This window comes from Allobosea sp. P2_A10, assembly GCF_056405115.1.
In genome coordinates, this window is sequence record NZ_JBFUCS010000019.1 from 15,800 (window position 1) to 39,601 (window position 23,802).

22 protein-coding genes are annotated in these 23,802 nt (G+C 66.6%); 13 read left to right on the top strand and 9 right to left on the bottom strand.

The window, feature by feature from the left end; genetic code table 11:
* Positions 1-20 precede the first annotated feature (20 nt).
* Together AC1DZY_RS22005 and AC1DZY_RS22010 are read right to left on the bottom strand one after the other, a co-directional pair.
* A complete protein-coding gene (locus tag AC1DZY_RS22005; protein ID WP_476822367.1) occupies positions 21-443 on the bottom strand; it encodes a MerR family transcriptional regulator in 423 nt (140 codons plus the stop codon).
* A gap of 109 nt (positions 444-552) precedes the next feature.
* Complete coding sequence (locus AC1DZY_RS22010) at positions 553-1,368, bottom strand: MipA/OmpV family protein (protein ID WP_476822293.1); 816 nt, start codon at positions 1,366-1,368, stop codon at positions 553-555.
* Positions 1,369-1,611: 243 nt separating this feature from the next.
* Here AC1DZY_RS22010 and AC1DZY_RS22015 point away from each other — a divergent pair, with 243 nt between their 5' ends.
* Both AC1DZY_RS22015 and AC1DZY_RS22020 read left to right on the top strand, forming a co-directional pair.
* The gene (locus tag AC1DZY_RS22015; protein ID WP_476822294.1) at positions 1,612-3,699 is read left to right on the top strand and encodes a molybdopterin-containing oxidoreductase family protein; all 2,088 of its coding nucleotides are present in this window, start codon (positions 1,612-1,614) and stop codon (positions 3,697-3,699) included.
* A gap of 175 nt (positions 3,700-3,874) precedes the next feature.
* A complete protein-coding gene (locus tag AC1DZY_RS22020; protein WP_476822295.1) occupies positions 3,875-4,183 on the top strand; it encodes a hypothetical protein in 309 nt (102 codons plus the stop codon).
* Here AC1DZY_RS22020 and AC1DZY_RS22025 read toward each other — a convergent pair.
* Positions 4,167-4,889 (bottom strand): glutathione S-transferase family protein, encoded by a 723-nt coding sequence (locus AC1DZY_RS22025; RefSeq protein ID WP_476822296.1) that lies wholly within the window; start codon positions 4,887-4,889, stop codon positions 4,167-4,169. The two genes, AC1DZY_RS22020 and AC1DZY_RS22025, sit on opposite strands and share 17 nt — an antisense overlap.
* A gap of 124 nt (positions 4,890-5,013) precedes the next feature.
* Here AC1DZY_RS22025 and AC1DZY_RS22030 point away from each other — a divergent pair, with 124 nt between their 5' ends.
* Positions 5,014-5,805, top strand: a complete 792-nt coding sequence (locus AC1DZY_RS22030; protein ID WP_476822297.1) for a helix-turn-helix transcriptional regulator — start codon at positions 5,014-5,016, stop codon at positions 5,803-5,805.
* On the opposite strand, the gene purN is transcribed toward AC1DZY_RS22030, so the two are convergent.
* Positions 5,733-6,296: a phosphoribosylglycinamide formyltransferase gene (purN, locus tag AC1DZY_RS22035; RefSeq protein WP_476822368.1), complete on the bottom strand. Its 564-nt coding sequence runs from the start codon at positions 6,294-6,296 to the stop codon at positions 5,733-5,735. The two genes, AC1DZY_RS22030 and purN, sit on opposite strands and share 73 nt — an antisense overlap.
* Positions 6,297-6,367: 71 nt before the next feature.
* Positions 6,368-7,441: a phosphoribosylformylglycinamidine cyclo-ligase gene (gene purM, locus AC1DZY_RS22040; RefSeq protein ID WP_476822298.1), complete on the bottom strand. Its 1,074-nt coding sequence runs from the start codon at positions 7,439-7,441 to the stop codon at positions 6,368-6,370.
* Positions 7,442-7,580: 139 nt separating this feature from the next.
* Here purM and AC1DZY_RS22045 point away from each other — a divergent pair, with 139 nt between their 5' ends.
* The 3 genes from AC1DZY_RS22045 (at position 7,581) to AC1DZY_RS22055 (ending at position 10,012) form a co-directional block, all read left to right on the top strand.
* A complete protein-coding gene (locus AC1DZY_RS22045) occupies positions 7,581-8,111 on the top strand; it encodes a CDP-alcohol phosphatidyltransferase family protein (RefSeq protein ID WP_476822299.1) in 531 nt (176 codons plus the stop codon).
* 92 nt (positions 8,112-8,203) lie between these two features.
* Entirely contained in the window at positions 8,204-9,313 is a 1,110-nt protein-coding gene (locus tag AC1DZY_RS22050) for an AI-2E family transporter (RefSeq protein WP_476822300.1), read from the top strand.
* Between the two features lie 6 nt (positions 9,314-9,319).
* Complete coding sequence (locus AC1DZY_RS22055; RefSeq protein WP_476822301.1) at positions 9,320-10,012, top strand: P-loop NTPase family protein; 693 nt, start codon at positions 9,320-9,322, stop codon at positions 10,010-10,012.
* On the opposite strand, the gene AC1DZY_RS22060 is transcribed toward AC1DZY_RS22055, so the two are convergent.
* Complete coding sequence (locus AC1DZY_RS22060) at positions 10,013-11,254, bottom strand: acyl-CoA desaturase (RefSeq protein WP_476822302.1); 1,242 nt, start codon at positions 11,252-11,254, stop codon at positions 10,013-10,015.
* 254 nt (positions 11,255-11,508) lie between these two features.
* Here AC1DZY_RS22060 and AC1DZY_RS22065 point away from each other — a divergent pair, with 254 nt between their 5' ends.
* The gene (locus tag AC1DZY_RS22065; RefSeq protein WP_476822369.1) at positions 11,509-13,698 is read left to right on the top strand and encodes an RNA degradosome polyphosphate kinase; all 2,190 of its coding nucleotides are present in this window, start codon (positions 11,509-11,511) and stop codon (positions 13,696-13,698) included.
* A 10-nt stretch (positions 13,699-13,708) separates the two neighbouring features.
* Entirely contained in the window at positions 13,709-15,214 is a 1,506-nt protein-coding gene (ppx, locus tag AC1DZY_RS22070) for an exopolyphosphatase (RefSeq protein WP_476822303.1), read from the top strand.
* On the opposite strand, the gene rnd is transcribed toward ppx, so the two are convergent.
* Positions 15,215-16,354 carry a ribonuclease D gene (gene rnd / locus AC1DZY_RS22075; RefSeq protein WP_476822304.1) on the bottom strand — a complete coding sequence of 380 codons (1,140 nt, stop codon included), beginning with the start codon at positions 16,352-16,354 and terminating at the stop codon, positions 15,215-15,217.
* 137 nt (positions 16,355-16,491) lie between these two features.
* On the opposite strand from rnd, the gene aspS reads away from it, so the two are divergent.
* From aspS to AC1DZY_RS22100, 5 genes are read left to right on the top strand one after another with little or no spacing between them, the layout of a single operon-like run.
* Positions 16,492-18,357 (top strand): aspartate--tRNA ligase, encoded by a 1,866-nt coding sequence (gene aspS, locus AC1DZY_RS22080; protein ID WP_476822305.1) that lies wholly within the window; start codon positions 16,492-16,494, stop codon positions 18,355-18,357.
* A gap of 6 nt (positions 18,358-18,363) precedes the next feature.
* Entirely contained in the window at positions 18,364-18,735 is a 372-nt protein-coding gene (locus tag AC1DZY_RS22085) for a hypothetical protein (protein ID WP_476822306.1), read from the top strand.
* A 15-nt stretch (positions 18,736-18,750) separates the two neighbouring features.
* Complete coding sequence (locus AC1DZY_RS22090) at positions 18,751-19,050, top strand: hypothetical protein (protein ID WP_476822307.1); 300 nt, start codon at positions 18,751-18,753, stop codon at positions 19,048-19,050.
* A 43-nt stretch (positions 19,051-19,093) separates the two neighbouring features.
* Complete coding sequence (locus tag AC1DZY_RS22095) at positions 19,094-19,984, top strand: glycosyltransferase family 2 protein (protein WP_476822308.1); 891 nt, start codon at positions 19,094-19,096, stop codon at positions 19,982-19,984.
* Positions 19,981-21,036, top strand: a complete 1,056-nt coding sequence (locus AC1DZY_RS22100) for an acyltransferase family protein (protein ID WP_476822309.1) — start codon at positions 19,981-19,983, stop codon at positions 21,034-21,036. Before AC1DZY_RS22095 ends, AC1DZY_RS22100 begins: the two co-directional genes overlap by 4 nt.
* On the opposite strand, the gene AC1DZY_RS22105 is transcribed toward AC1DZY_RS22100, so the two are convergent.
* A complete protein-coding gene (locus AC1DZY_RS22105) occupies positions 21,008-21,616 on the bottom strand; it encodes a CatB-related O-acetyltransferase (protein WP_476822370.1) in 609 nt (202 codons plus the stop codon). The genes AC1DZY_RS22100 and AC1DZY_RS22105 overlap by 29 nt on opposite strands.
* Before the next feature lie 140 nt (positions 21,617-21,756).
* Positions 21,757-23,682 carry a hypothetical protein gene (locus AC1DZY_RS22110; protein ID WP_476822310.1) on the bottom strand — a complete coding sequence of 642 codons (1,926 nt, stop codon included), beginning with the start codon at positions 23,680-23,682 and terminating at the stop codon, positions 21,757-21,759.
* Between the last annotated feature and the right edge of the window lie 120 nt (positions 23,683-23,802).

Below are 23,802 nucleotides of genomic sequence, written 5' to 3' on the forward strand. Positions count from 1 at the left end.
CTGCGGCCCGCCTTTTTGATTCACGCAGCCCGGTGGTCGTGCAGGCAATGGCCGTGGTCGGCCAGCGACTCGATCACGCGGCAATCCGCGACGCGGCCGTGCCGGCATTCGCCGATCATGCGCTGCAGTTCCGTGCGCAGCGATTCGAGCTGCGCGATCCGGCGCTCGACCTCGCCGAGATGCCGCTGCGCGATGCTGTCGGCCCGGTCGCAGGAGGCCTGCGGCTCGGCCGCCATCGCCAGCAATTCGCGGATGTCGTCCACCGCGAAGCCGAGATCGCGGGCATGCCGGATGAAGCGCAGCCGCTGGAGATGGGGCGGGCCGTAGCTGCGCCGGTTGCTATGCGTGCGGACGGGCGCGGGCAAGAGCCCGATCTCTTCGTAAAACCGGATCGTCGGAACCTTGACGCCCGTCACCTGCGACAGCGCCCCGATCGGAATCATCTCCACCGCACCGCTCCTTATCCTCTAGTCTCTGGAGGATATAATGCGCGTACGCCGGTGATGGAAGACTGCCGGCCTCGCGAGGGGGCGGCAGTCGTCGTCCGGGACCTCAGAAGCCGAGATCGAAGGCGTAGCTCGCCGAGATGCCGAGCGTGATCGAATCGCGCGAGCCGAACGTCTTCACGATCGGCGATTTCGCGGCATCCCCGACCAGATGCTTGTACTCGACATAGGTCGTGGTCGAGAGTCGTTCGGTCCAGTTGTAGGTCGCCTGCGCGAGCGCGCCGACCGAATGGACGCCGGCATTGTAGCGCTGCAGCAGGCCGCCCGTTCCAGCCGTGCCGGGATAGGTTCCGAAATAGGTCCGCAGATAGTCGGCCCCGACAATGCTCATGCGCGGGCCGGCGCCGAACGACCATTGTCCGACGCGCGCGATGGCATCGAGCTTGAAGTCGGCGACCAGCGCGTCATGGGCGATGAAGCCGCGGCGCAGGTCGACGCGGGCGCGCAGCCAGGATGTCGGGTAGAACTCGGCGAAACCGCCGGCTTCGATGCCAAATTTCGCTTCCGGCAGCCCGATCAGCGCCGGATTTGTGCTGGCCTTGCGCTCCCAGAGCAGGTTGCCGGAGAAGCCGACGCGCCAGCCCTTGCCGGAGAAGAATCCGATCGAGAGCGCGTCGTCCTCGGCCACCCACCAGGTGCTCTTTACGCCCCGGCCGAGCGAGATGATCGGGCGAGGCCGGAAGACGTAGTCGTTGGAGCCGACATAGTCGGGCTGGTAGCGCAGGCCCGCGCCCAAAGTCAGGTTCCAGTTCTGCGCGGATTCAGGCGAGGTCAGTGTCGTATAGTCGGGCGACTGTGCCTGTCCCGGGGACGACAGCATCAGGCAGGCGAACAGGGCAGAGACGAACGCAACGCAACGCATAGTCAAAACTCCGACGCCGGGGCGTCCTTCGGAACACGACATGGCGCAATCTGACTCGTTAGCGTTAATCCCCGGTTGACGCTGGCCGCTTGGCTTGCCGCTGTACACCGATGCTTGCGCGACATGGCGACGCGGCGTGGTCCGGCGCGGCCGCATTCGTTCCGACAATCTCGAATCCATGCCTGCGACGGGCTTCCGGATATCCCGATTTTACTCGTTCTGAACTTGGTCTAAGAAAGTCACATGACCGAGCTTCCGCGCATCCGCCACATGCCGTCCGTCTGCCCGCATGACTGCCCTTCGGCCTGTTCGCTGGAGGTCGAGGTCATCGACGGCAAGAGCATCGGCCGCGTGCGCGGCTCCAAGCGCCAGAGCTACACCGACGGCGTGATCTGCGCCAAGGTTGCGCGCTATTCCGAGCGCATCCACCATCCCGACCGACTGCTGTATCCGATGCGCCGGACCGGCCCGAAGGGCTCAGGGTCTTTCGAGCGCATCTCCTGGGACGAGGCGCTCGACGAGATCGCAAAACGTTTCCTCACCATCGAGGCGCAGCACGGCGCGCAGGCGGTCTGGCCCTATTACTATGCCGGCACGATGGGCCTTGTGATGCGCGACGGCATCAATCGGCTACGCCACGCCAAGGGCTATTCGGGCCAGTATTCGACGATCTGCACGACCATGGCCTGGACCGGCTTCATCGCCGGGACCGGACGTCTGGCGGGCCCCGATCCGCGCGAGATGGCCAAGTCCGACTGCGTCGTGATCTGGGGGACGAACGCCGTCCACACCCAGGTCAATGTGATGAACCACGCCATCAAGGCGCGGAAGGAACGCGGCGCGAAGATCGTCGCGATCGACATCTATCACAACGCGACGCTGGCGCAGGCCGATCTCGCTCTGGTGCTGCGGCCCGGCACCGATGCCGCGCTCGCCTGCGCCGTGATGCACATCCTCTTCCGCGACGGCCATGCCGACCGGGCCTATCTTGCCGCGCATACCGATGCACCCGGCGAGCTGGAGGACCACCTCGCGACGCGCACGCCGGAATGGGCCTCAGCCATCACCGGGCTTGCCGTCGCGCAGATCGAGGAATTCGCGGCGCTCGTCGGCACGCGCAAAAAGAGCTTCTTTCGTCTCGGCTACGGTTTCGCACGCCAGCGCAACGGATCGGTCTCGATGCATGCGGCGCTCTGCGTGCCGACCGTCACCGGCGCCTGGCAGTACGAGGGCGGCGGCGCCTTCCACAGCAACAGCGGCATCTACAAATGGCGCAAAAGCCTGATCGAGGGGCTCGACGCGATCGACCCCAAAGTGCGCCAGCTCGACCAGTCGCAGATCGGCCGCGTCCTGACCGGGGATGCCGAAGCGCTGCGGCAGGGCGGACCGGTCAAGGCGCTCTTCATCCAGAACACCAACCCGGTCTCGGTTGCGCCCGAGCAGGAACGGGTCAAGCAGGGCTTTGCCCGCGACGACCTCTTCATCGTCGTCCACGAGCAGTTCATGACCGAGACGGCGGCGATGGCCGATATCGTGCTGCCGGCGACGCAGTTCATGGAGCATGATGACCTCTATCAGGGCGGCGGCCACCAGCACATCATGTGGGGCGGCAAGCTGGTCGACGCGCCCGGCGAATGCCGCTCGAACCATGAGGTGATCTGCGCGCTGGCCGCGCGGTTGGGCGCGCAGCATCGCGGCTTCGCGATGACGCCGCGCGAGATCGTCGACTGGACCTTGCGCGAGAGCGGGCGCGGCACGCTCGAAGAGCTGATCGCCAACGACTTCCACGATGTGCAGCCGGAGTTTCGCACGGCGCATTATCTCGACGGTTTCGGCTATCGCGACGGCAAGTTCCGCTTCAAACCCGACTGGCCGAAGGTACCCAGCGCCAATGACGGGCCGATGGGTCCGTACCGGGACATGCCGGCGCTGCCCGACTACTGGGACGTGATCGAGCGCAGCGACGACGAGCATCCCTTCCGGCTGGCGACCAGCCCGGCGCGCAGCTTCCTGAACTCGACCTTCAACGAAACTCCGGGCTCGCTGAAGAAAGAGGGTAAGCCGACGCTGATGCTGCATCCCGACGATGCGGCGCGACTCGGCGTTGCGGCCGATGACGAGGTCGTCATCGGCAATCGGCGCGGCAGCGTGCATCTTCACGCCGTCATTTTTGACGGCGTCGTGCCCGGCGTCGCCATCGCCGAATCGATCTGGCCCAATGCCGCCCACAGGCACGGCCGTGGCATCAACACGATCACGGGCGCTGACGCGGTCGCGCCTTTCGGCGGTGCGGCCTTTCACGACAACAAGGTCTGGATCAGGAAGGCGTGACGTAAGGCCTTGCGGCCTTTCATGCTCTTGACGTTTGACCGCCGCTGTGAACCATCGCGCCCATGCGCTGGCGGCATGAATCATAGCCGTGACGCGAGGTTTTCACGAGGCTGACGGGATCATGACGATGCGGCGGATGGGTGCGGCTTTTCTGGCCTGCGGATTTTCTGTGCTGATGGCGACGGCTGTCATCGCCGCGAGCGGCAAGGCCGCGCTGCCCCCGCCGGATCCGACGGCGAAGAACCTGACGCCCTATATGATCCAGCTCAGGGCCTTCGACGCCTGCCTGCATACGCAGTCGCAGCTGATGCAGACGACCCGCGAGGCGGTTCATACGCCCTGCAGCTGCTATGCCAAGGGCACGGTCAACGCCATGACCAAGGACGAGCTCCAGGCCTTCCGCGACACCGGCTATTTCAACGACTCGGCCCGTGAAAAGGGGCTTGGTTTCGTCGATACCTGCAAGCTCAAGCGGCCGGTCTGAGCGCTTCTGTCTCGGGAAAGAAGCGCGCCTTGATCCGCGCCGCATAGGCGGTGAGATTGGGGTGCCCTTCGATGACGCCGCGCACCGGCGATTCGAACAGCGGACACAAGCCGGCCATCAGGAACGCGCCGAGCGCCGCGTCGCTGCCGCAGGGCGTGTCGCCGCCCAGATAAGGCCTGTCGCCGAGGATCGCGGCGATGGCTGAGAAGGCGCGCTGCGCCAGCACCAGCTTCTCGGCATCGCTGTGGCGGCCCATGCCATGGCCCTGCAGATTGCGCCTGACCTTGCGCTTGACCAGTCCGACGATGACCGGCCGCAGCGGCGCGGGCACCGCCTTGAAGAAATGCGCGGGACCACGGGTAAAGTTCGCATCATCCATCCAGCGCTCGTGCACGACGATCCAGTAGAGCTGGTCTTCCAGCATTTTTTCGACCGCCCAGGCGACGCCGCTCTGCTCAGGCGTCAGGCCCTTGTCGAAATCGATGCCGTGTTTCGCCTCGAGGTGGAAACGGATGAAGCTCGAATCGGGGATGGTCTCGCCATCGTCGATGAGCATCGGCAGCTTGCCTTTGGGCGCGCGCCTGAGATTGCCGTTGCGCCGTTCATAGGGCAGACCGGAAAGCTGCATCAGGATATCCGCCTTGGTGCAGAACGGGCTTGGATCGGGGAGGCCGAACGCCGGCCCAAACGCGTACAACGTCATCATTGCGGATTTCCCCTCTTCGCCGGCATTTCTGACGATGCCCGATCCTGCTGCCACGCTGCTGACAGGTTCCGTCAGCAGCGCTAGAGCATGATGGCCTGATAAAAGCCGATTGGGAAACCACGACATGCAGCGCGCCGAACGATTGCTCGACCTGATCCAGGGCTTGCGCCGCCGCCGGCGGCCGGTGACAGCCGACACGCTGGCGGCCGAGCTCAACGTCTCCGTCCGCACGGTCTATCGCGACATCGCTGCCCTGATGCGGCAGGGCGTACCCGTCAGGGGCGAGGCCGGCATCGGCTATGTGCTGGATGCCGGCTTCGACCTGCCGCCGCTGATGCTGTCGCCTGACGAGATCGAGGCCGTGCTGGTCGGCATGCGCTGGCTGACCGAGCGGGCCGATTCGGCGCTGGCGCGCGCCGCCGAGGACGTCGTCAGCAAGGTCGCGGCCGTTCTGCCGACGCATCTGCGGCCGATCCTGCTCGACGGTGCGCTGTTTGCGCCGAGCTATGGCGCCGAGATGCAGGTCGACCAGGTCGACGTCGCGGGCGTGCGCACCGCGATCCGCCAGGGCCGCAAGCTCGAGGTCGGGTATCGCGACGAGGCCGGCCGGGAATCGCAGCGCATGATCTGGCCGATCGGGATGACGTTCTACGAGCGTGTCCGCATCGTCATCGCATGGTGCGAGCTGCGCGAGGCCTTCCGCCATTTCCGGACCGACCGCATCACCGGCCTCGTCCTGCGCGAGGAGCGCTATCCGGCCCGCCGCGCCGAACTGTTCCGGCGCTGGCAGAAGGAGGAGGAGATGAGGGCGGCCGAGCGCAGCTGCGCTTACGAGCCCGGCGCTCAGCCGCGCAGCAGCACGCCGTCGACCAGCGTGGCGCGGCCCGAGGCGACCTCGGCCAGCGCCACCGGATAGAGCATGTGCTCCTGCTCGAGCACGCGCGCGGCGAGGCTCTCCTCGTCGTCATCGGGCAGCACTGGCACCCTGGCCTGCGCGATCACCGGGCCGGCGTCGAGTTCCGGCACGACGAAATGAGCGCTGCAGCCATGCTCGGCGACGCCGGTCGCCAGCGCCTGCCGATGCGTATGCGTGCCTTTGAACAATGGCAGCAGGGACGGATGGATGTTGATCATCCGCCCTTCCCAGCGCCGCACGAACCATGGCGTCAGGATGCGCATGAAGCCGGCGAGCACGATCAGCTCGATCTGATTGATGCGCAGGATATCGTCCATCGCCCGCTCGAAGGCTTCGCGATCCTTGTTGAAGGCGCGGTGGTCGACGATGGCGGTCGCGATGCCGAAGGATTTGGCGCGCTCGATCCCGCCGGCGTCGGGCTTGTTGGCGAGCACCAGCGCGATCTCGGCCGGATAGCCCTCGGCGCGCGCCGCCTCGATCAGCGACATCATGTTGGAGCCGCGGCCCGAGATCAGCACCGCCGTCCGCTTGCGGGCGGGCAGGAGGCTCGTCGCGGGAGTGCTCACAGGGCGAGCTTGCCGCGATAGCTGACCGCGTCGGCGCCGGCCGCCAGCGCGACGACCTCGCCGAGCCGGACCGGCGCCTCGCCCGCCGCCTTCAACGAAGCTTCCGCCTCGTCCGCCTTGGCGGCGTCGGCGGCGACGATCATGCCGATGCCGCAGTTGAAGGTGCGCAGCATCTCGCGCTCGACGACGCCGCCCGTCTTCGCCAGCCAGCCGAACACGGGCGGCACGGGGATGGCCGAAAGGTCGAGCGCGACGCCGAGCCCCTCGGGCAGCACGCGCGGAATATTGTCGGGGAAGCCGCCCCCGGTGATATGGGCCAGCGCCTTGATGGCGTCAGTCGCCTTCAGCGCCCGCAGGAGCGGCTTCACATAGATCCGCGTCGGGATCAGCAGCGCCTCGGCAAGGCTCATGCCGGGCGCGAACGGGGCAGGCGCATCCCAGCCCAGCCCCGACATCGCGACGATGCGCCGGACCAGCGAATAGCCGTTGGAATGTACGCCGGAGGAGGGCAGGCCGAAGACGATGTCGCCCGGTGCAAGGTCGGCGCGCGGCAGGAGTGAGCCGCGTTCGGCCGCGCCGACGGCGAAGCCCGCCAGATCATAGTCCTTCTCGGCATAGAGGCCGGGCATCTCGGCCGTCTCGCCGCCGATCAGCGCGCAGCCGGCCTGCCGGCAGCCATCGGCAATGCCGCGCACGATCTCGACGCCGACCTTCGGGTCGAGCTTGCCCGTGGCGTAGTAGTCGAGGAAGAGCAGCGGCTCGGCACCCTGCACGATCAGGTCGTTGACGCACATCGCCACGAGATCGATCCCGATCGTCGAATGCAGCCCGCTCTCGATCGCGATCTTGACCTTGGTGCCGACGCCGTCATTGGCCGCGACCAGGATCGGATCGCTGAACCCCGCCGCCCTGAGGTCGAAAAGTCCGCCGAAGCCGCCGATCTCGGCGTCCGCGCCGGGCCGCCGCGTGGCGCGCACCAGGGGCTTGATCTGATCGACCATGGCGTTGCCGGCGTCGATGTCGACGCCCGCCTGCGCGTAGGTCAATCCGTTGGCGCCGGGCTTGGTCATGATGAGGGCCTTGTCTGTCGGTTCGGGCGAGCGATAGGCAAGCGCGCCGCGCCTTGCAAGCCGGTACGGCGCTTTCGGCCTTGCCGATCCACCGCTTCGGGCTCTAGTCAATTCTACTCGCCGCGGATTCACGCCTTTCATGACGCTTCCCAACCTGATCACCATCGGCCGGTTGATCCTCGTGCCGCTCGTGATCGTGATGATCGTCAATGCGCGCTGGCAGGCGGCCTTTATCGTCTTCGTGGCGGCGGGCGTTTCGGATGCGGTCGACGGCTTTATCGCCAAGCGCTTCGACATGGCCAGCGAACTCGGCGCCTATCTCGATCCTGTCGCCGACAAGGCGCTGATCGTCTCGATCTACATTACTCTGGCCATGGTCGGCGCGATCCCGTCCTGGCTCGTCATCCTCGTCGTCTCGCGCGACATCATGATCGTCTCGGCGGTGATCCTGTCCTGGGTCATGGAGAACCCGGTCGAGATCGCCCCCTTCGTCGTCAGCAAGCTCAATACGGCGGCCCAGATCGCGCTTGCGGCCCTGGTGCTCGGCTCGAAAGCCTTCGGTGTGGACCCCGGCCCGGCGATGCAGCTCGGCCAGTTGCTGGTCGCGCTGTTGACGATCGGCTCGATGACCGCCTACCTCGCCTTCTGGCTGCGCCACATGGCGGCCTGACGCCGTTCATCCCGGCCGCGCTCTTGGAACCGCAGCCGTGGTCGCCCATTTTGTGGTGTGTGCGCGCGAGTTGCGAGAGGCTTAGGGATCGAATGACACTGCAACGCCAAATCGGCTTCTGGCTGGTCTCGTCGATCGTTTTCGTTCTGCTTCTCGTCCTGCTCCGTGACATCCTGCTGCCCTTCATCGCGGCGCTGGCGCTGGCCTATCTGCTCGATCCGCTGGCGGACCGGCTGGAGCGCATGGGCATGGGGCGATTGGCGGCGACGATTGTGATTCTCGTCGTCTTCCTGTTCGTCTTCGTGCTGGCGCTGGTATTGCTGGTGCCGTTGCTCGGCCAGCAGCTTGCCGGGCTGGTCGAGCGCCTGCCTGGCGACGCGGCCAAGCTGCAGGCGCTGGTGATGGAGCGCGGCGCGCCCTGGCTGGAGAGGCTCGGCGGCGCCAAGCTCGCCACCGAGGCGCAGAGTTCGCTCGGAAACCTCGTCGGCGAGGGCACCAAATGGGCCGGCAGCGTGCTGCAATCGCTCTGGACCGGCGGCACCGCGATCATCGGCGTGTTCTCGCTGCTGGTGCTGACTCCGGTCATCGCCTTCTATCTGCTGGTCGACTGGGACCGCATGGTCGCGACCGTCGATGGCTGGCTGCCGCTCGACCACCGCGAAACGATTCGCGGGCTGCTGCACGAGATGGATGTCGCCATCGCCGGCTTCCTGCGCGGCCAGGCGCTGGTCTGCCTGCTGCTTGGCGGCTTCTATGCGATCGGGTTGAGCCTGCTCGGCGTCAATTTCGGCGCGCTGATCGGCATCATCTCCGGCTTTCTGTCCTTCATCCCCTATGTCGGCTCGCTGACCGGTCTCGTCCTTTCGGTCGGGGTCGCGATCGTGCAGTTCTGGCCGGACTGGACCTGGCCGCTGGCGACGCTCGGCGTTTTCGCCGCCGGGCAGTTCCTCGAGGGCAACATCTTTCAGCCGAAATTCGTCGGCGATTCGATCGGCGTTCATCCGGTCTGGCTGATGTTCGCGCTGCTTGCCTTCGGCACGCTGTTCGGCTTCGTCGGCCTGCTGATCGCGGTGCCGATGGCCGCCGTCATCGGCGTGCTCTGCCGCTTTGCGCTCAGGCAATATCTTGCCAGCAACATCTATCACGGCGGCGATGCGGTGAAGGCTGCACAGATGCGCGCCCGCACCGACGTCGATGGCTGAGCCGGCATGAGCGAGACGCCGACCCGCCCGCGCCAGCTTGCTTTCGATTTGCCGGTCGACAGCCGCCACGGCGTCGAGGATTTCCTGATCGGTCCGTCCAACGAAGTTGCCTATGGTCTCGTCGAGGCCTGGCCGGCCTGGCCCGAGGCTTGGCTGCGGCTGATCGGAGCCGAGGGTGCGGGGAAAACCCATCTCGCCGCGATCTGGGCGAAATCAGCCCACGCCTGGACCGTTCCTGTGGCCGAGGTGACGGAAAGCAGCGTGCCGCATCTGGTCTCGGGCGGCGCGCTCGTCATCGAGGACTGCGATGGCGGCGTTCGCGACGAGCCGGCGCTGTTTCACCTGATGAACGCCATGAAGGCCAAGCGCGGCTTCGTGCTGCTGACCGCGAGAACCGCACCCGATTTCTGGGGCGTCGCGGTGCCCGATCTGCTGTCGCGGCTGCGGCTGGCGCCTCACGCCACGATCGAGCCCCCCGATGACGGCCTGCTGCGCGCCGTGCTGGTCAAGCTCTTCATCGACAGGCAACTCATCGTCGACGCCGGCATCATCGAAATGCTGGCGCAGCGCATGGAGCGCTCGTTTGCGGCCGCGCGCGCGCTGGTCGATCTCCTCGACCGGCTGTCGCTGGAGCGCGGCCGACGCGTCACCCGCCCGCTGGCCGCCGAGGCTCTCGCCGGACTCTTCCCGGAGAGCTGATCAGGCGCGGTCGGGCGTCGGACCGCTGGTCGGCTGCGCGACGAGGCGAGCGTGCATCGCCTCGATAAGAAGCTCATGCGCTCGCGCCGCGATCGCATCGAGCGACGGCGTCTTGACAAACATCGCGGCAGCCGTCTCCGCCAGCTCCTCGCGGCTTGGCAGCACCGGAAGATGCAGTTGCGCCAGTGCGTCATGCGCCTGCTGCTGCATCTCGGCCAGACGGTCGCCGGCGCGATGCTGCAGATCGGCCAGCGCGAGGCGCAGATCCGCCAGCGTCATCGTCGGCAGGTGCAGGTCCGACAGGCTCGGCGTCGCCGCATAGGCTTCCCGGAAGGCGGCGAGCGCGCGTTCCAGCGGCACGGAAGCGGCCAGCCGCTCGGCCGAGCGCTCGATCACGCGCGGCGGCAGCGCCTGCGAGCGATCGATGATCGCCTGCGGCGGCGATTTCAGCTCCCAGACCAGCCCGAGCTTCGACAGGCCCAGGATCAGATACCAGGTCGGATCCCACTGCCACCAGCGGAAGCCTTGGCGGACGCTGTACTGATAAGCATGATGGTTGTTGTGCCAGCCTTCGCCCATGGTGATGATCGCGAGCCACCAGTTGTTGCGGCTCTCGTCGCCGGTGACATAGTCCTTGTCGCCATGCACATGCGCCAGGGAGTTGATGCAGAAGGTCCCGTGATAGACCGCCACCGTCGACCAGAAGAAGCCGACGAACAGCCCGGCCCAGCCATCGATGGCAAAGCAGAGCAGCGCCAGCAGGATGGCGGGCGCGATCTCGAATCGATGCAGCAGCCGCAGCTCCGGGAACTTCGTCAGGTCGGTGATGGTTGAGCTGTCGAAGCGGTTGTGCTGCCGCGAAAAGATCCAGCCGAGATGGGAATAGGCGAAAGAGGTGTGCACCGGCGAATGCACGTCGTGTTCGGTGTCGGCATGACGATGATGATGCCGGTGCTTCGAGGCCCACCACAGCACGCTCTTCTGCGCCGTCGACTGCGCCAGCAAGGCCAGCACGAGCTGGAAGAAGCGGCTGGTCTTGTAGGTCCGGTGCGAGAAATAGCGGTGATAGCCGCCGGTGACCGCAAACATCCGCAGCCAGTAGAGCCCGATCGCCAGCCAGACTGAGGTCCAGGTGACGCCGCTCCAGAGCGCGCCGAGGCAGGCGACGTGCGCCAGCACGAACGGAACCGCCGAGGGGTAGACGATGTCGCCGTCGTCATGATGGGGCGTGCTGTCGGTCAAGAATGCCTCGGTCGCTTCGGTTGGCCGGGTGACATGTAATCAGTCGGACCGATTCACGCATCGGCCATGTCTAGGAAACAGGACGCGCTATTGCTCCGCAAGGGGGCCGCTTGCCGCATGCGCCGATACTGCTCCGGTTTTATGAATCCGTCTCGCCCGTCATCGAACCGTCACGCTAGGATGGCTTCAAGACCAACAAGAAGGAGACCGATGTGTCCAAACCAGCGAGCGGGACGAAAGCCAGACTCATGAATATGGAGCCATCGGAGATCAAGGCGGCCGAGCCCGCTCCCGCCAGCGAAGCGCAGAACCTGCGCGAATCGCCCTTGCGCTTCATGAACCGCGAATTGTCCTGGCTGCAGTTCAACCGGCGCGTCATGGAAGAAGCCTCCAACCGCAATCATCCGCTGCTGGAGCAGCTGCGCTTCCTGTCGATCTCGGCGGCCAATCTCGACGAGTTCTTCATGGTCCGCGTGTCGGGCCTGCGCGAGCAGCTCAAGGCCGGCGTCGTCACCAAGAGCCAGGACGGTCTGAACCCGGCCGAGCAGCTGGCCGAACTCGGCAAGGCGGTCGTGGCCCTGACCAACGACCAGCAGGCCCGTTGGGTCGGGCTCAAGGGCGATCTGCACGAGAACCGCATCCACCTGCTCGATCCTGCCGAAATCGGCCCTCAGGAACGCCTCTGGCTCGAGGATTACTTCCTGCATTATGTCTTCCCGGTGCTGACGCCGCTGGCGATCGACCCGGCGCACCCGTTCCCCTTCATTCCCAATCTCGGCTTCACCCTGGCCTTGGCGCTTGAGCGCATCAGCGACGGGCGCCAGCTCGACGCGCTCATTCGCGTGCCGATCAAGATGGACCGCTTCATCGAGCTGCCCGATCTGGCGCGCGAGGGGCTGCATCGCTTCATCACGCTCGAGGACACGGTCTCGCTGTTCATCGCCAAACTCTTCCCGGGGTATGACGTGAAGGGCACCGGCTCCTTCCGCGTCATCCGCGACTCCGACCTCGACATCGAGGAGGAGGCCGAGGATCTGGTGCGCGTCTTCGAGACAATGCTGAAACAGCGTCGGCGCGGCGTCGTGATCCGGCTCGAGGTCAGCGTCGGCATGCCCGTGCATCTGCGCCGCATGATCGTGCGCGAACTCAAGGTCGACGCCGACGAGATCGTCGATGTCGCCGGCATGATCGGCCTCAACGAGTTGTCGCAGCTCGTCGGCGTCGATCGCCCGGACCTGAAGTTCAAGCCCTACAACGCCCGTTTTCCCGAGCGCATCCGCGAGCACGGCGGCGATTGCTTCGCCGCCATCCGCCAGAAGGACCTGATCGTCCATCACCCCTATGAGAGCTTCGACGTCGTCGTGCAGTTCCTGCAGCAGGCAGCGCGCGATCCCGCCGTCGTGGCGATCAAGCAGACGCTCTACCGGACCTCGTCGAACTCGCCGATCGTCTCGGCGCTCGCCGAAGCCGCCGAGGCCGGCAAATCGGTGACGGCGTTGGTCGAGCTCAAGGCGCGCTTCGACGAAGAGGCCAATATCCGCTGGGCCAAGGATCTGGAGCGCGCCGGCGTGCAGGTCGTCTACGGCTTTATCGAGCTCAAGACCCACGCCAAGCTTTCGATGGTGGTGCGCCGCGAGGCCGGCCAGCTCGTCAGCTACTGCCATATCGCGACGGGCAACTACCACCCGATCACGGCGCGCATCTATACCGACGTGTCTTTCTTCACCGCCGATCCGGTGATGTCGCAGGATGTCGCGCGCATCTTCAATTTCATCACCGGCTATGCCGAACCGGCCGAGCTGGAGAAGATGTCGGTCTCGCCGGTCGGCCTGAAGCCGCGCCTGCTCGCCGACATCGCCGAGGAGATCGCGCACGTCAAAGCCGGTCGCAAGGGCGCGATCTGGGGCAAGTGCAATTCGCTCGTCGACCCCGAGATCATCGACGCGCTCTATGATGCGAGCCAGGCCGGCGTCGAGATCGACTTCGTCGTGCGCGGCATCTGCTGCCTCAGGCCTGGCGTGAAGGGCCTGTCCGAGAACATCCGCGTCAAGTCGATCGTCGGGCGCTTCCTCGAACACACCCGCATCTACGCCTTTGGCGCCGGCCACGGCCTGCCCTCGGTCAAGGCCAAGCTCTACATCTCCTCGGCCGATCTGATGCCGCGCAATCTCGACCGCCGTGTGGAGGCGCTGACCCCGATCCTGAACGCGACGGTGCACCAGCAACTGCTCGAACAGATCATGCTGGCGAACTTTCTCGACAACGAACAGAGCTGGACGATCTTGCCCGATGGTGGATCGCAACGCATTGTCCCGGCGCCGGGCGACGAGTCGTTCAACGCCCACAAATATTTCATGACCAATCCGAGTTTGTCCGGACGTGGAAAATCGCTCTCCAATTCCAGCCCTCGCAGCCTTCCCAAACGGGCGGGCAAGAAAGGCTGACGCTGCGCCGGTGTTCGTGCCCGGGCGGTTGAGCCTGGGCGAGACCATCGCGATCGTCGACATCGGCTCCAACTCGGTGCGTCTCGTGGTCTACGAGATGCTGGCGCGCGCCCCGGCGCAGGTCTTCAACGAGAAGGAGATGGCAGGCCTCGGCCGTCAGGTCGCGACCACCGGCCGGCTCGCCGAGGACACCATGGCCAGAGCGCTCGAGGCGCTGCTGCGTTTCCGCATCCTGTGCGAGGCGATGCAGGTCGGCGCGATCCGCGTCATCGCCACGGCCGCCGCGCGCGAGGCCGCCAATGGCCCGGCTTTTCTGGCGAAGGCCGAAGACGCCATCGGCCAGCCCATCGAACTGATTTCGGGCGGGCGCGAAGCCTACCTCTCGGGGCTGGGCGTGATTTCCGGTATCGATTCACCCCACGGCGTCGTCGGCGATCTCGGCGGCGGCTCGCTCGAACTGATCTCGGTTGATGGCGACAGGGTGGGCGAGGGCATCAGCCTTCCCATTGGCGGGCTCGCGCTGATGGACCGCGCCAAGGGCCAGCTCAAGCTCGCCGAGAAGATCGTCCGCGATCAGCTCGACCATCACCCGCAGATCGCGGCGATGCGCGGCAAGGATTTCTTCGCCGTCGGCGGCACCTGGCGCGCACTGGCGACCCTGCACCAGCGCCAGTCCGGCTATCCGCTCAACGTCATGCACGGCTACACGGTGCCCGCGCGCGACGTCGCCGATTTCGCCCGGCTGGTCGAGCGAGCCGACGGGGCTGTGCTGGAGGCGATCGACGCCGTCTCCTCGGCGCGGCGTCCGCTCCTCGCCTATGGCGCGCTGGTGCTCGACCTGCTGATCAAGCGCGGCCGGCCGCGCGCGGTGGTGATCTCGGCCAATGGCGTGCGCGAGGGCCTGCTGCACGACATGCTGCCCGAGCATGAGCGCCGGGTCGATCCGCTGCTGCGCGGCGCGCAGGACTACAACCAGCTGCGCGCCCGCGAGCCGCGCCATGGCGCCGACCTGATCGCCTGGGTGGAGCGGCTGCTCTCCAGCGCCGGCCTGCCGGAGGAGCCCGGCGGGCGACGCCTGCAGGATGCAGCCTGCCTGCTCTCCGATATCGGCTGGCGCGCCCATCCCGACTATCGCGGCGAGCAGAGCCTCAACGTCATCGCGCACGCGGCCTTCAGCGGCGTCGACCATGTCGGCCGCGCTTTCCTCTCGCTGGTGGTGTTCCACCGCTATGCCGGGGCCAAGGGCGCATCGCCTGCGGCCGATGGCCTGCGGCGTCTGCTCGAACCGCGTCTGCTGGAGCGTGCGCAACTGCTGGCGGCCGCGTTCCGGGTCGCTTATCTGCTGTCGGCCGGCATGCCCGGCATTCTGCCCCGAGCGACGTTGACCTGCATCGACAGCCGGCTCGTGCTGCGGCTTGATGACGGGCTGCACGCTTTGTCGAGCGAACGCGTCACGGGCCGCCTCAAGCAGCTTGCGAAGCTGCTCGGCCGCGAGCACGAGATCAGGCTGGGTTGATCAGCCGACCGAAACCCGGCCTCTGACGATCCGCAGGCTCAGAGCGCCGTTCTTGAGCGCGATCGCCTTGTCGCCGAACACCTCGCGCCGCCAGCCCTTGAGCGCGGGCACGTCGGCCTCGTCGTCGAAAGCGATCGCCTCCAGATCGTCGGAGGACGCGATGATCTTGGGCGCGACGCGTTCCGCGTCGGCGACGGCCTTGAGCAGCACCTTGAGCAGATCGAGCACCGCGCCATTGGCGGCACGGCCGCGTTCGCGCTCAAGCCGCGGCAGCGTCTTGGGATCGAGCGCCAGCCCGCGCGCGATCGCGGCCAGCACTTCGCCGCCCGCCCGCGAGCGCTCGAAGCCGTTGGGGACCGAACGCAGTTCCGCCAGCGCCTCGACCGAGACCGGTCCGCGCTGGACGATGTCCATCATCGCATCGTCCTTGAGCACGCGCTGGCGCGGCACGTCGCGCGTCTGCGCCTCGCGCTCGCGCCAGGCGGCGACCTCCATCAGCAGTGCCAGCTCCTTTGGCTTGCGGATGCGGCCTTTCAAGCGCATCCACGCGTTCTCGGGCTTGACCTCGTAGGTGCCGGGCGAATTCAGCACCGCCATTTCCTCGGCGACCCAGGCTTCGCGGCCGCTCGCCTTGATGTCCGCGTCGAGCGCCAGATAGATGTCGCGCAGATGCGTGACGTCCGCCTCGGCATAGGTCAACTGCGCCTCGTTGAGCGGGCGGCGCGACCAGTCGGTGAAGCGCGAGGACTTGTCGATGCGCGCCTTGGCGAGATCGTTGGCGAGCTGCTCGTAGCCGACGCTGTCACCATAACCGCAGACCATGGCGGCGACCTGCGTGTCGAACAGCGGCGTCGGCAGCAGCCGTCCCAGCATCCAGACGATCTCCAGATCCTGCCTCGCGGCATGGAAGACCTTGACCACGGCCTCGTCGGCCATCAGCGCGAAGAACGGCATCAGGTCGAGATCGGGCGCGAGCGGATCGACCATCACCGCCTCGTCGGGGGAGGCGAGCTGGATCAGGCAGAGTTTGGGATAATAGGTCGTCTCCCGCAGGAACTCGGTGTCGACCGTGACGAAGGGATGCGTGGCCAGCCGCGCGCAGGCGTCGGCGAGGTCGCTGGTGGTTGTGATGAGGCTCATGAGGGCGGCTCTTAGCAGACACAGTAGCGCCATGTCGCGGGCGTTCTTGACAATCCGCGTTGCGGCGTGTGCTTACCGCGCAAACGGTCCGTGCAACTGCTGCAGCCGGCCGCGACATCCTGAAGAGACCAAGCCCCGTGACCCTCCACCGTTATCGTTCCCACACCTGCGGCGCCCTTCGCGACAGCGATATCGGCTCGCAGGTCCGCATCTCCGGCTGGTGCCACCGCATCCGCGACCATGGCGGCGTGCTCTTCATCGATTTGCGCGACCATTACGGTATGACCCAGGTCGTGATCGACCCGGATTCGCCGGCTTTCGCCGATGCCGAGAAGGTGCGTTCGGAGTGGGTCGTCCGCATCGACGGCAAGGTCAAGGCGCGCCTTGCCGGCACCGAGAACGCCAATCTGGCGACTGGCGCTGTCGAGGTCTTCGCGACGGCCATGGAAGTGCTCGGCCCCTCGGGCGAACTGCCCGTGCCGGTCTTCGGCGATCTCGAATACCCCGAGGACACGCGGTTGAAATACCGCTTCCTCGATCTGCGTCGCGAAAAACTGCACAACAACATCATGCTGCGCGGCAAGGTCATCGACTCGCTGCGCACCCGCATGAAGAACGGTGGTTTCAACGAGTTCCAGACGCCGATCCTGACGGCCTCCAGCCCAGAAGGCGCGCGCGACTTCCTGGTGCCGAGCCGCCTGCATCCCGGCAAGTTCTACGCGCTGCCGCAGGCGCCCCAGCAGTACAAGCAACTCCTGATGATGGCCGGGTTCGACCGCTACTTCCAGATCGCGCCCTGCTTTCGCGACGAGGACCCACGCGCCGATCGCCTGCCGGGCGAGTTCTACCAGCTCGACGTCGAGATGAGCTTCGTCGAGCAGGAGGACGTCTTCGCCGCGATGGAGCCGGTGATCTCGGGCGTCTTCGAGGAGTTCGGCAACGGCAAGTCGGTCACGAAGAACTGGCCGCGCATCCCCTATGCCGAGTCGATCCGCAAATACGGCTCCGACAAGCCCGATCTGCGCAACCCGCTCGTGATGCAGGACGTCTCCGAGCATTTCCGCGGCTCGGGCTTCAAGGTGTTCTCCCGCATCCTCGATGACGAAAAGAACCGTGTCTGGGCGATTCCAGGCCCGAAAGGCGGCTCGCGCGCTTTCTGCGACCGGATGAACAGCTGGGCGCAGGGCGAAGGCCAGCCGGGGCTTGGCTATCTTATCGTAGGCCCGGAATTGGAGCTAACCGACGACGCTTTCACTAACAGCGGGATCGCGATTGGAACTGGCGAGCAGTGGGCGGTCGAAGGAAGGGCCTTTGTTTGCAAAGGCCCGATTGCCAACAATGTCGGCGTTGTTCGAGCTGATCGCATCGTTCGCCAACTTGGCCTCAAAGAGGGCGACGCCTGCTTCTTCGCCGCTGGCAACCCCGACAAATTCTACAAATTCGCCGGCAACGCCCGCAACAAGGTCGGTTCCGAACTCGGGCTGATCGACGAGAACGCGTTTGCCTTCGCCTGGATCGTCGATTTTCCGATGTACGAGTACAACGAGGACGACAAGCGGGTCGATTTCTCGCACAACCCGTTCTCGATGCCCCAGGGCGGTCTCGACTCGCTGAAGAACGACGATCCGCTGTCGATCAAGGCGTTCCAGTACGACATCGCCTGCAACGGCTATGAGCTTGCCTCCGGCGGCATCCGCAACCACCGCCCCGAGGCGATGGTGAAGGCCTTCGAGATCGCGGGCTATGGCGAGGAAACAGTGATCGAGCGTTTCGGCGGCATGTATCGCGCCTTCCAGTACGGCGCGCCGCCCCATGGCGGCATGGCGGCGGGCGTCGACCGCATCATCATGCTGCTGGCGGGCGCGACGAACCTGCGCGAGGTTGCGCTGTTCCCGATGAACCAGCAGGCCGTCGATCTTCTGATGGGCGCGCCGTCCGAAGCCTCTCCCAAGCAGCTTCGCGAGGCGCATCTGCGCGTCAACCTGCCAGACAAGAACGGCTGACCGACAATGACGCGCTCGATCGTCGCGACGCCGCTCGCGCTCGCCTGCCTGCTGGCTCTGCCACTCGGGGCCTGCGTCTCCGGCCCAGCCAACCCGACAGCGGGGAGGGCATCCGAACTGGCGAGCCTGGTCTCCCGCTCCATCGCGTGCCGGGCAGGCGCGCCCCGCCGCGACACGCTCGACCGCTTCCTCGCGGCCGAAGCCCAGCGCGGCGCGACGCCTGACCATCTCGCCAGCGCGCGCTCGACCTACATCACCGTCTCCGAAGCCGAGACGATCAATCAGGATATCCGCCCGCAGGCCTGCTCGCCGCAGGAGCGCACCACGCTGCGCGAGGGAATGGCGCGGGTCCGGGCCGGCAATTTCGGCGCGCTCTGACGAAGACCAGCCGGCATGCGCTTCGCCAGACCTGCCGTCGCCGCCCTGTCCCTGCTTGGACTCGCTGCATGCACGACGGTTGCAGCTCTGCCGGGCACACCGGAATTCGCGGCGGCCCAGGTCTCGCGCGGTTATGATTGCGGCCTGCGCGTCGAGCGCGGCCGCGTACTGGCGAAGCTGCCCTCCGACGAGCGTCAGCGCTTCCTCGCCGCCTCCTCGCGTTTCGCCGTGAAGGCCTACAAGGCCCCGCGCCGTTGCGACTCCGGAGAGCGCCTCGCCGTACAGCGCGAGCTCGGCCTGCTGACGCGGCGCTAGGTTTTTGCTTGCCGCAAGCCCGCCTTGCCGCCAAACAGCCATCATGCCGCCGGCCTTCCAAGACGTCGTCACCGCGATCGTCGTGACCCATGACAGCGCCCATGTCCTGCCCGAGTGCCTTGCGGCGCTCGCAGCCGAGGGCGTGCCCGCGATCGTGGTCGACAACGCCAGCGAGGACGACACGCATTCCATCGTGGCGGCGCTCGGCGCGCAGTTGCTGCCCAACGACCTGAACGAGGGCTATGGCCGCGCCAACAACCGCGGCGTCGAGGCCTGTGCCACGCCCTACGCCCTGATCCTCAATCCTGATCTTGAGGTCGAGCCGGGCGCTGTCTCAGGCTTGCTTGCGGCAGCCGAGCGCTATCCCGACGCCGGCCTGCTGGCTCCGCGCATCGTCGAGCTCTCGGGGCGCGTCTTCCTGCAGGCCCGCTCCCTGCTTTCGCCGCCGCATTTCAATCATTCCGGCAGCGCCGCGATTCCCGATGGCGATGCCTGCCTGCCCTTTCTGTCGGGGGCGTGCCTGCTGGTCCGACGCGATCTTTTCCTGGCGCTGGGCGGGTTCGATCCCGCGATCTTCCTGTTCTACGAGGATGACGATCTCTGTCGCCGCATGCGGGACGCCGGTCACAGCCTGATCCACGTCGATTCCGCTCAAGTGCGCCATGGCCGCGGCCGCTCCAGCGCGCCGTCGCTGGCGCGGCGTTTCATCGCGCGCTGGCATCTTGCCTGGTCGGAGGCCTATGTCTCCGGCAAATATGGGCTGCCTGCGCCCGGCCGGTTCAAGATGGTCGAAAACACTGTGAAAGCAGTCGGTTACGGCCTGATCCTGAATCATGACAAGATGTTCGCGCATGCCGGCTCCGTCGCCGGCGCGCTGGCTTGGCGGCGCGGGGAGACGGCGCTGGCGCGCCAAGGGTTGGAGGGCGGGCCTTGAAGCCGTTCAACCCACCAAATGTGGCCCAGGCCCTGGCTGGCGAGCACAATAATTTCGGCCTGCTGCGGCTCTTGCTGGCGCTGGCGGTCGTGTTCTCCCATGCCTTCAGTGTCGCGACGGGCCGTGTCGACGACGAGCCGCTGGCGCTGGCGACCGGCTTCACGCTGGGCGAGCACGCGGTCAACGGCTTCTTCGCGATCTCCGGCTTTCTGGTGACGATGAGCTATGAGCGGCGCGGCTGGCGCGATTATCTGATCGCCCGCACCCTGCGGATCGTACCAGGCCTGATCGCAGCAACGCTGCTGGTCTCGCTGTTGATCGGCGGAATGATGACGCGCCTCGATATCGCGGCCTACCTCACCGATGCCCGACTCTGGCGCTTCGTCACCGGCACGCTCACGACCTTCAAGAGTGCGGCGGCCTTGCCCGGCGTCTTCGAGCACAACCCGCTGCCGTTCGCGATGGGTACGGTCTGGACGCTGAAATACGAGAGCTTGTGCTATCTCGGGTTGCTGGTTGCGGGGCTCGCCGGCCTGACACGGCGGCGGGAGCTTGCGCTCTGCCTCTGGGCCATGCTCGTCGCGGCGACGGCCTTGCGCGGGTTCGTCGCGCCCGACGGTCCCAAAGGGCTGGAAACCGCGCTGCGCCTGCCGCTGATCTTCATGACCGGCGGCCTGATCTATCTCTGGCGCGAATGCGTGCCGATTTCGCTGGTCGGCGTGGCCGCGCTTGGGCTGGCGCTCATGTTCCTCGCGCACACGCCGCTCTATCAGGTCGTGCTGTTCACCGGCACGGCCTGGGCCTCGCTGGTTTTTGCGCTGACGCCGGCCCTGACGCGCTGGCGCACCGAGCCACCCGGCGACATCTCCTATGGCGTCTATCTCTACGGCTGGCCGGTGCAGCAGGTATTCTATGCGCTCTTTCCGGCGACCGGCGCGCTGGTGCTGCTCTGGCCGGCGCTGGCCGCGACCCTGCTGGTCGGCGTGCTCTCCTGGCTGCTGGTCGAGAAACCGGCGCTGAACCTCAAGCGTCGCCTGCTGGCCGGCGATTGAGCCGGTCGGTCAGTTCGTCGATCCGCCCGGACATCAGCAGCGGCAACAACTCCGTGACGGTCGCTTGCGGCAAATCCCACCAGCGCGCAGCCAGCAGGGCCGCGACCTGCGCCTCGCTGAAGCGCAGCCGCACGACGCGAGCCGGATTGCCGGCGACGATCGCGTAAGCGGGCACGTCGCGCGTCACCACGGCGCGCGCCGCAACCACCGCGCCATGGCCGATCGTGATGCCAGACAGGATCATGGCCTGCGAGCCGAGCCAGACATCATGGCCGATCAGCACGTCGCCGCGCGTCGCATCGCAGCCCGGCAGCCCGGCGGCGGCGGGCCACAGGCCGGCCATGGCGGGGAAGGGATAGGTCGTCGCCCAGTCGAGCCGGTGGTTGCCGCCGAGCAGGATCTCGACACGATCGGCGATCGAGCCATAGCGCCCGATCCGAAGCCTCGCGCCGCTTTCGGGAAAGCGCACCTTCGGCCGGCCATAGCTGTAGGCCCCGACCACGATCTGGCCTGGCCGCTTCGCGATCAGATGCGCCAGATGCAGCCGCGTCTGGTTGTCGGGGTTGAGATGGCGGCGCAGCCAGCCGCGCGGAGCGGGCGGCAGGCCGGCCCACCACGCCGCCAGTCTGGTCGGCCGCCACGCTTCGTCCTGGGCCGCCAGCGCTGGCGGCAAGGCTTGCGCTGGCGGCAAGGCTTGCGCTTGCGGCAAGACGACGTCGTTCACTCCGAGCTGGCCTTGAGGTCGATCTTGTCGAAGATCTCGGTCGGGTCCGTCAGCGTGATCACGTCGGCGAGGCCGAGGCCGGTGGCGGATTTCGCCGTCGCCTGAACGCTCAGTGTGCCCGGCTTGGCGACGAAACGCGAAATCGCCGCCGTCAGCGTCTTGGCGGCGTCGGACGGGCCGAGAATCGCAGCCAGCCCCAGGCTCGCCATCATCGCGAATTGCTGGCGCAGCTCCTCGGGCTTGCGCTTGGCCTTGCGCGCCTCGTTCTCGAGCAGTTTCTCGAACAGCCCCAGATTCTGCAGCTTCGCCTCGACGCTGCGCGCTGTCGCGCCCAGCGCTGCCACCTGCGCCAGCGCGAGATCGCTGGAGAACAAGTCCTTGGTGACGTTGCCGAGCGTGCCCTTGGCGTCCAGTTTGGCCATGCCCGCCCCGCCGAGCGAGATCGCGCGGATGGCGAGTTCGTTGCGCGCGGCTTCCCAGGCGAGGTCGACCTTGGCCGAGAGGTCGAGCATCTTGTAGCCCATCGCAAGGAGATCGCGCGCCGCCGGGTTGCCGGCGCCCTCGACGACGGGCGCAAGCAGATTGTCGATCGTCAGGCTGATACTCGTCGGCACGCCGTTGATCTGCTCGCCGGATTTCAGCTCGAAGACGCCGAGTCCGATCTTGAGCGGTGGCGGCGTCGGCAGACCGCGTTTGGCCTCCTGCGGCGCATCGACCGAGACGCCGGCAAAGCGCATCGTCCCGATCGTCGGGATGAACTTGCGGAAATCGAGCGTGTCGAGATCGGCATCGGGTTTCGCCAGCAGCGCCTTGAGTTCGGCGACGACCGGCCCGATCGAGAAGCCCGAGTAGCTGATCGAATCGATCAGGCCCTTGGCGCCGCCGCCGGTAAACTGGAAGCCCTCCATCGCGAAGCCGGATTTCGCCGGCGTATCCTCGCCGAAGGCGATCCGCGCGATCTTCATGTCGACGGTTTCGGGCTTGGCGCCGGGCTTGGGCGGCGCGGTGACGCTCATCACCATGTCGCGCGCCTCGCCGCTGCCATAGGAGAAGTTGTCGATCAGCGTGAGCAGCGACAGGCCCATGCGCCGGTCTTCTTCGGTCTTCAGGGAAGGCGGCTTGGCGCCGGGCTCCTTGGCGGCCTTGGCCTGAGCCTCCGACATCGCCATGAGGCGCGTAAACACTTCGCCGAGCGGCTCGTCCCCGACCTTGGCCGCAAAGCCGCGCCCCGTCGTCTTGCCCAGCGAAAGCTTGCCGGCCGCGCCCATGTCGAGCGTGTAGCCGTCCTGCTCGAACCGGCCGAAGATGGGTTGCATCGTCTCGGTGACGCCGGGTTGCGCCTTCTCGGTCAGCACACGGGCCATGTGCTTCAGGTCGAGCGCCTCGAAGCTCGTGCGGAGCAGTTGCCCGTTGATCGCCGTGGGGCCTGAACCGGCGCCGCCTGCTATGGCCTTGGCCGCGTCGCCGAGCGCTCCACCTGCCGACGGTGCGGGTTTCGCCGCGCCCGGGCTGGCCGGAAGCGTAGCCGCGATCGTGCCGCTCGCCGCCGAACCGCGACCGACCTTGCCGTCCTTCACATCCGAGAAGCGGACGTCGCGATAGCGCGTGACCTGCTTTTGCGCGCCGATCGCCTGCTCGAAGGTGATTTCCGCCGCGCTGATCTCGCCGGCGTTCAGCTTGGACATGCGCGAGACCGCGCTCTCGCCGGTGCTGCCATTGAGCAGGGTCGCGAAAGCCTCGCGCTCCAGCGTCGAGCCTTTCACCTCGATTTTCGGCGAACTGATCACCAGGCCGCCGAAATCGAGCTTGAACCCGTCGAGCTGGAAATCGGCGGCGGAAGCCTGCTGCGCCAGCAGGATGAAGCCGGCGGCAAGCGTCGCGCCGCCGCGCTGCGTCAGACGTCGAAGGACCGAAGCGGCCATGGCACTCTCCCGTTTGAGGCGCAGACCCTGCCGCAAGGCGAGGCGGAAGGGAAGACGAGGTCGGGTCTCCGATCGCGGAAAGACTTGACCAAAGCCGGACGAAGGCCGGTATCTGTCTGA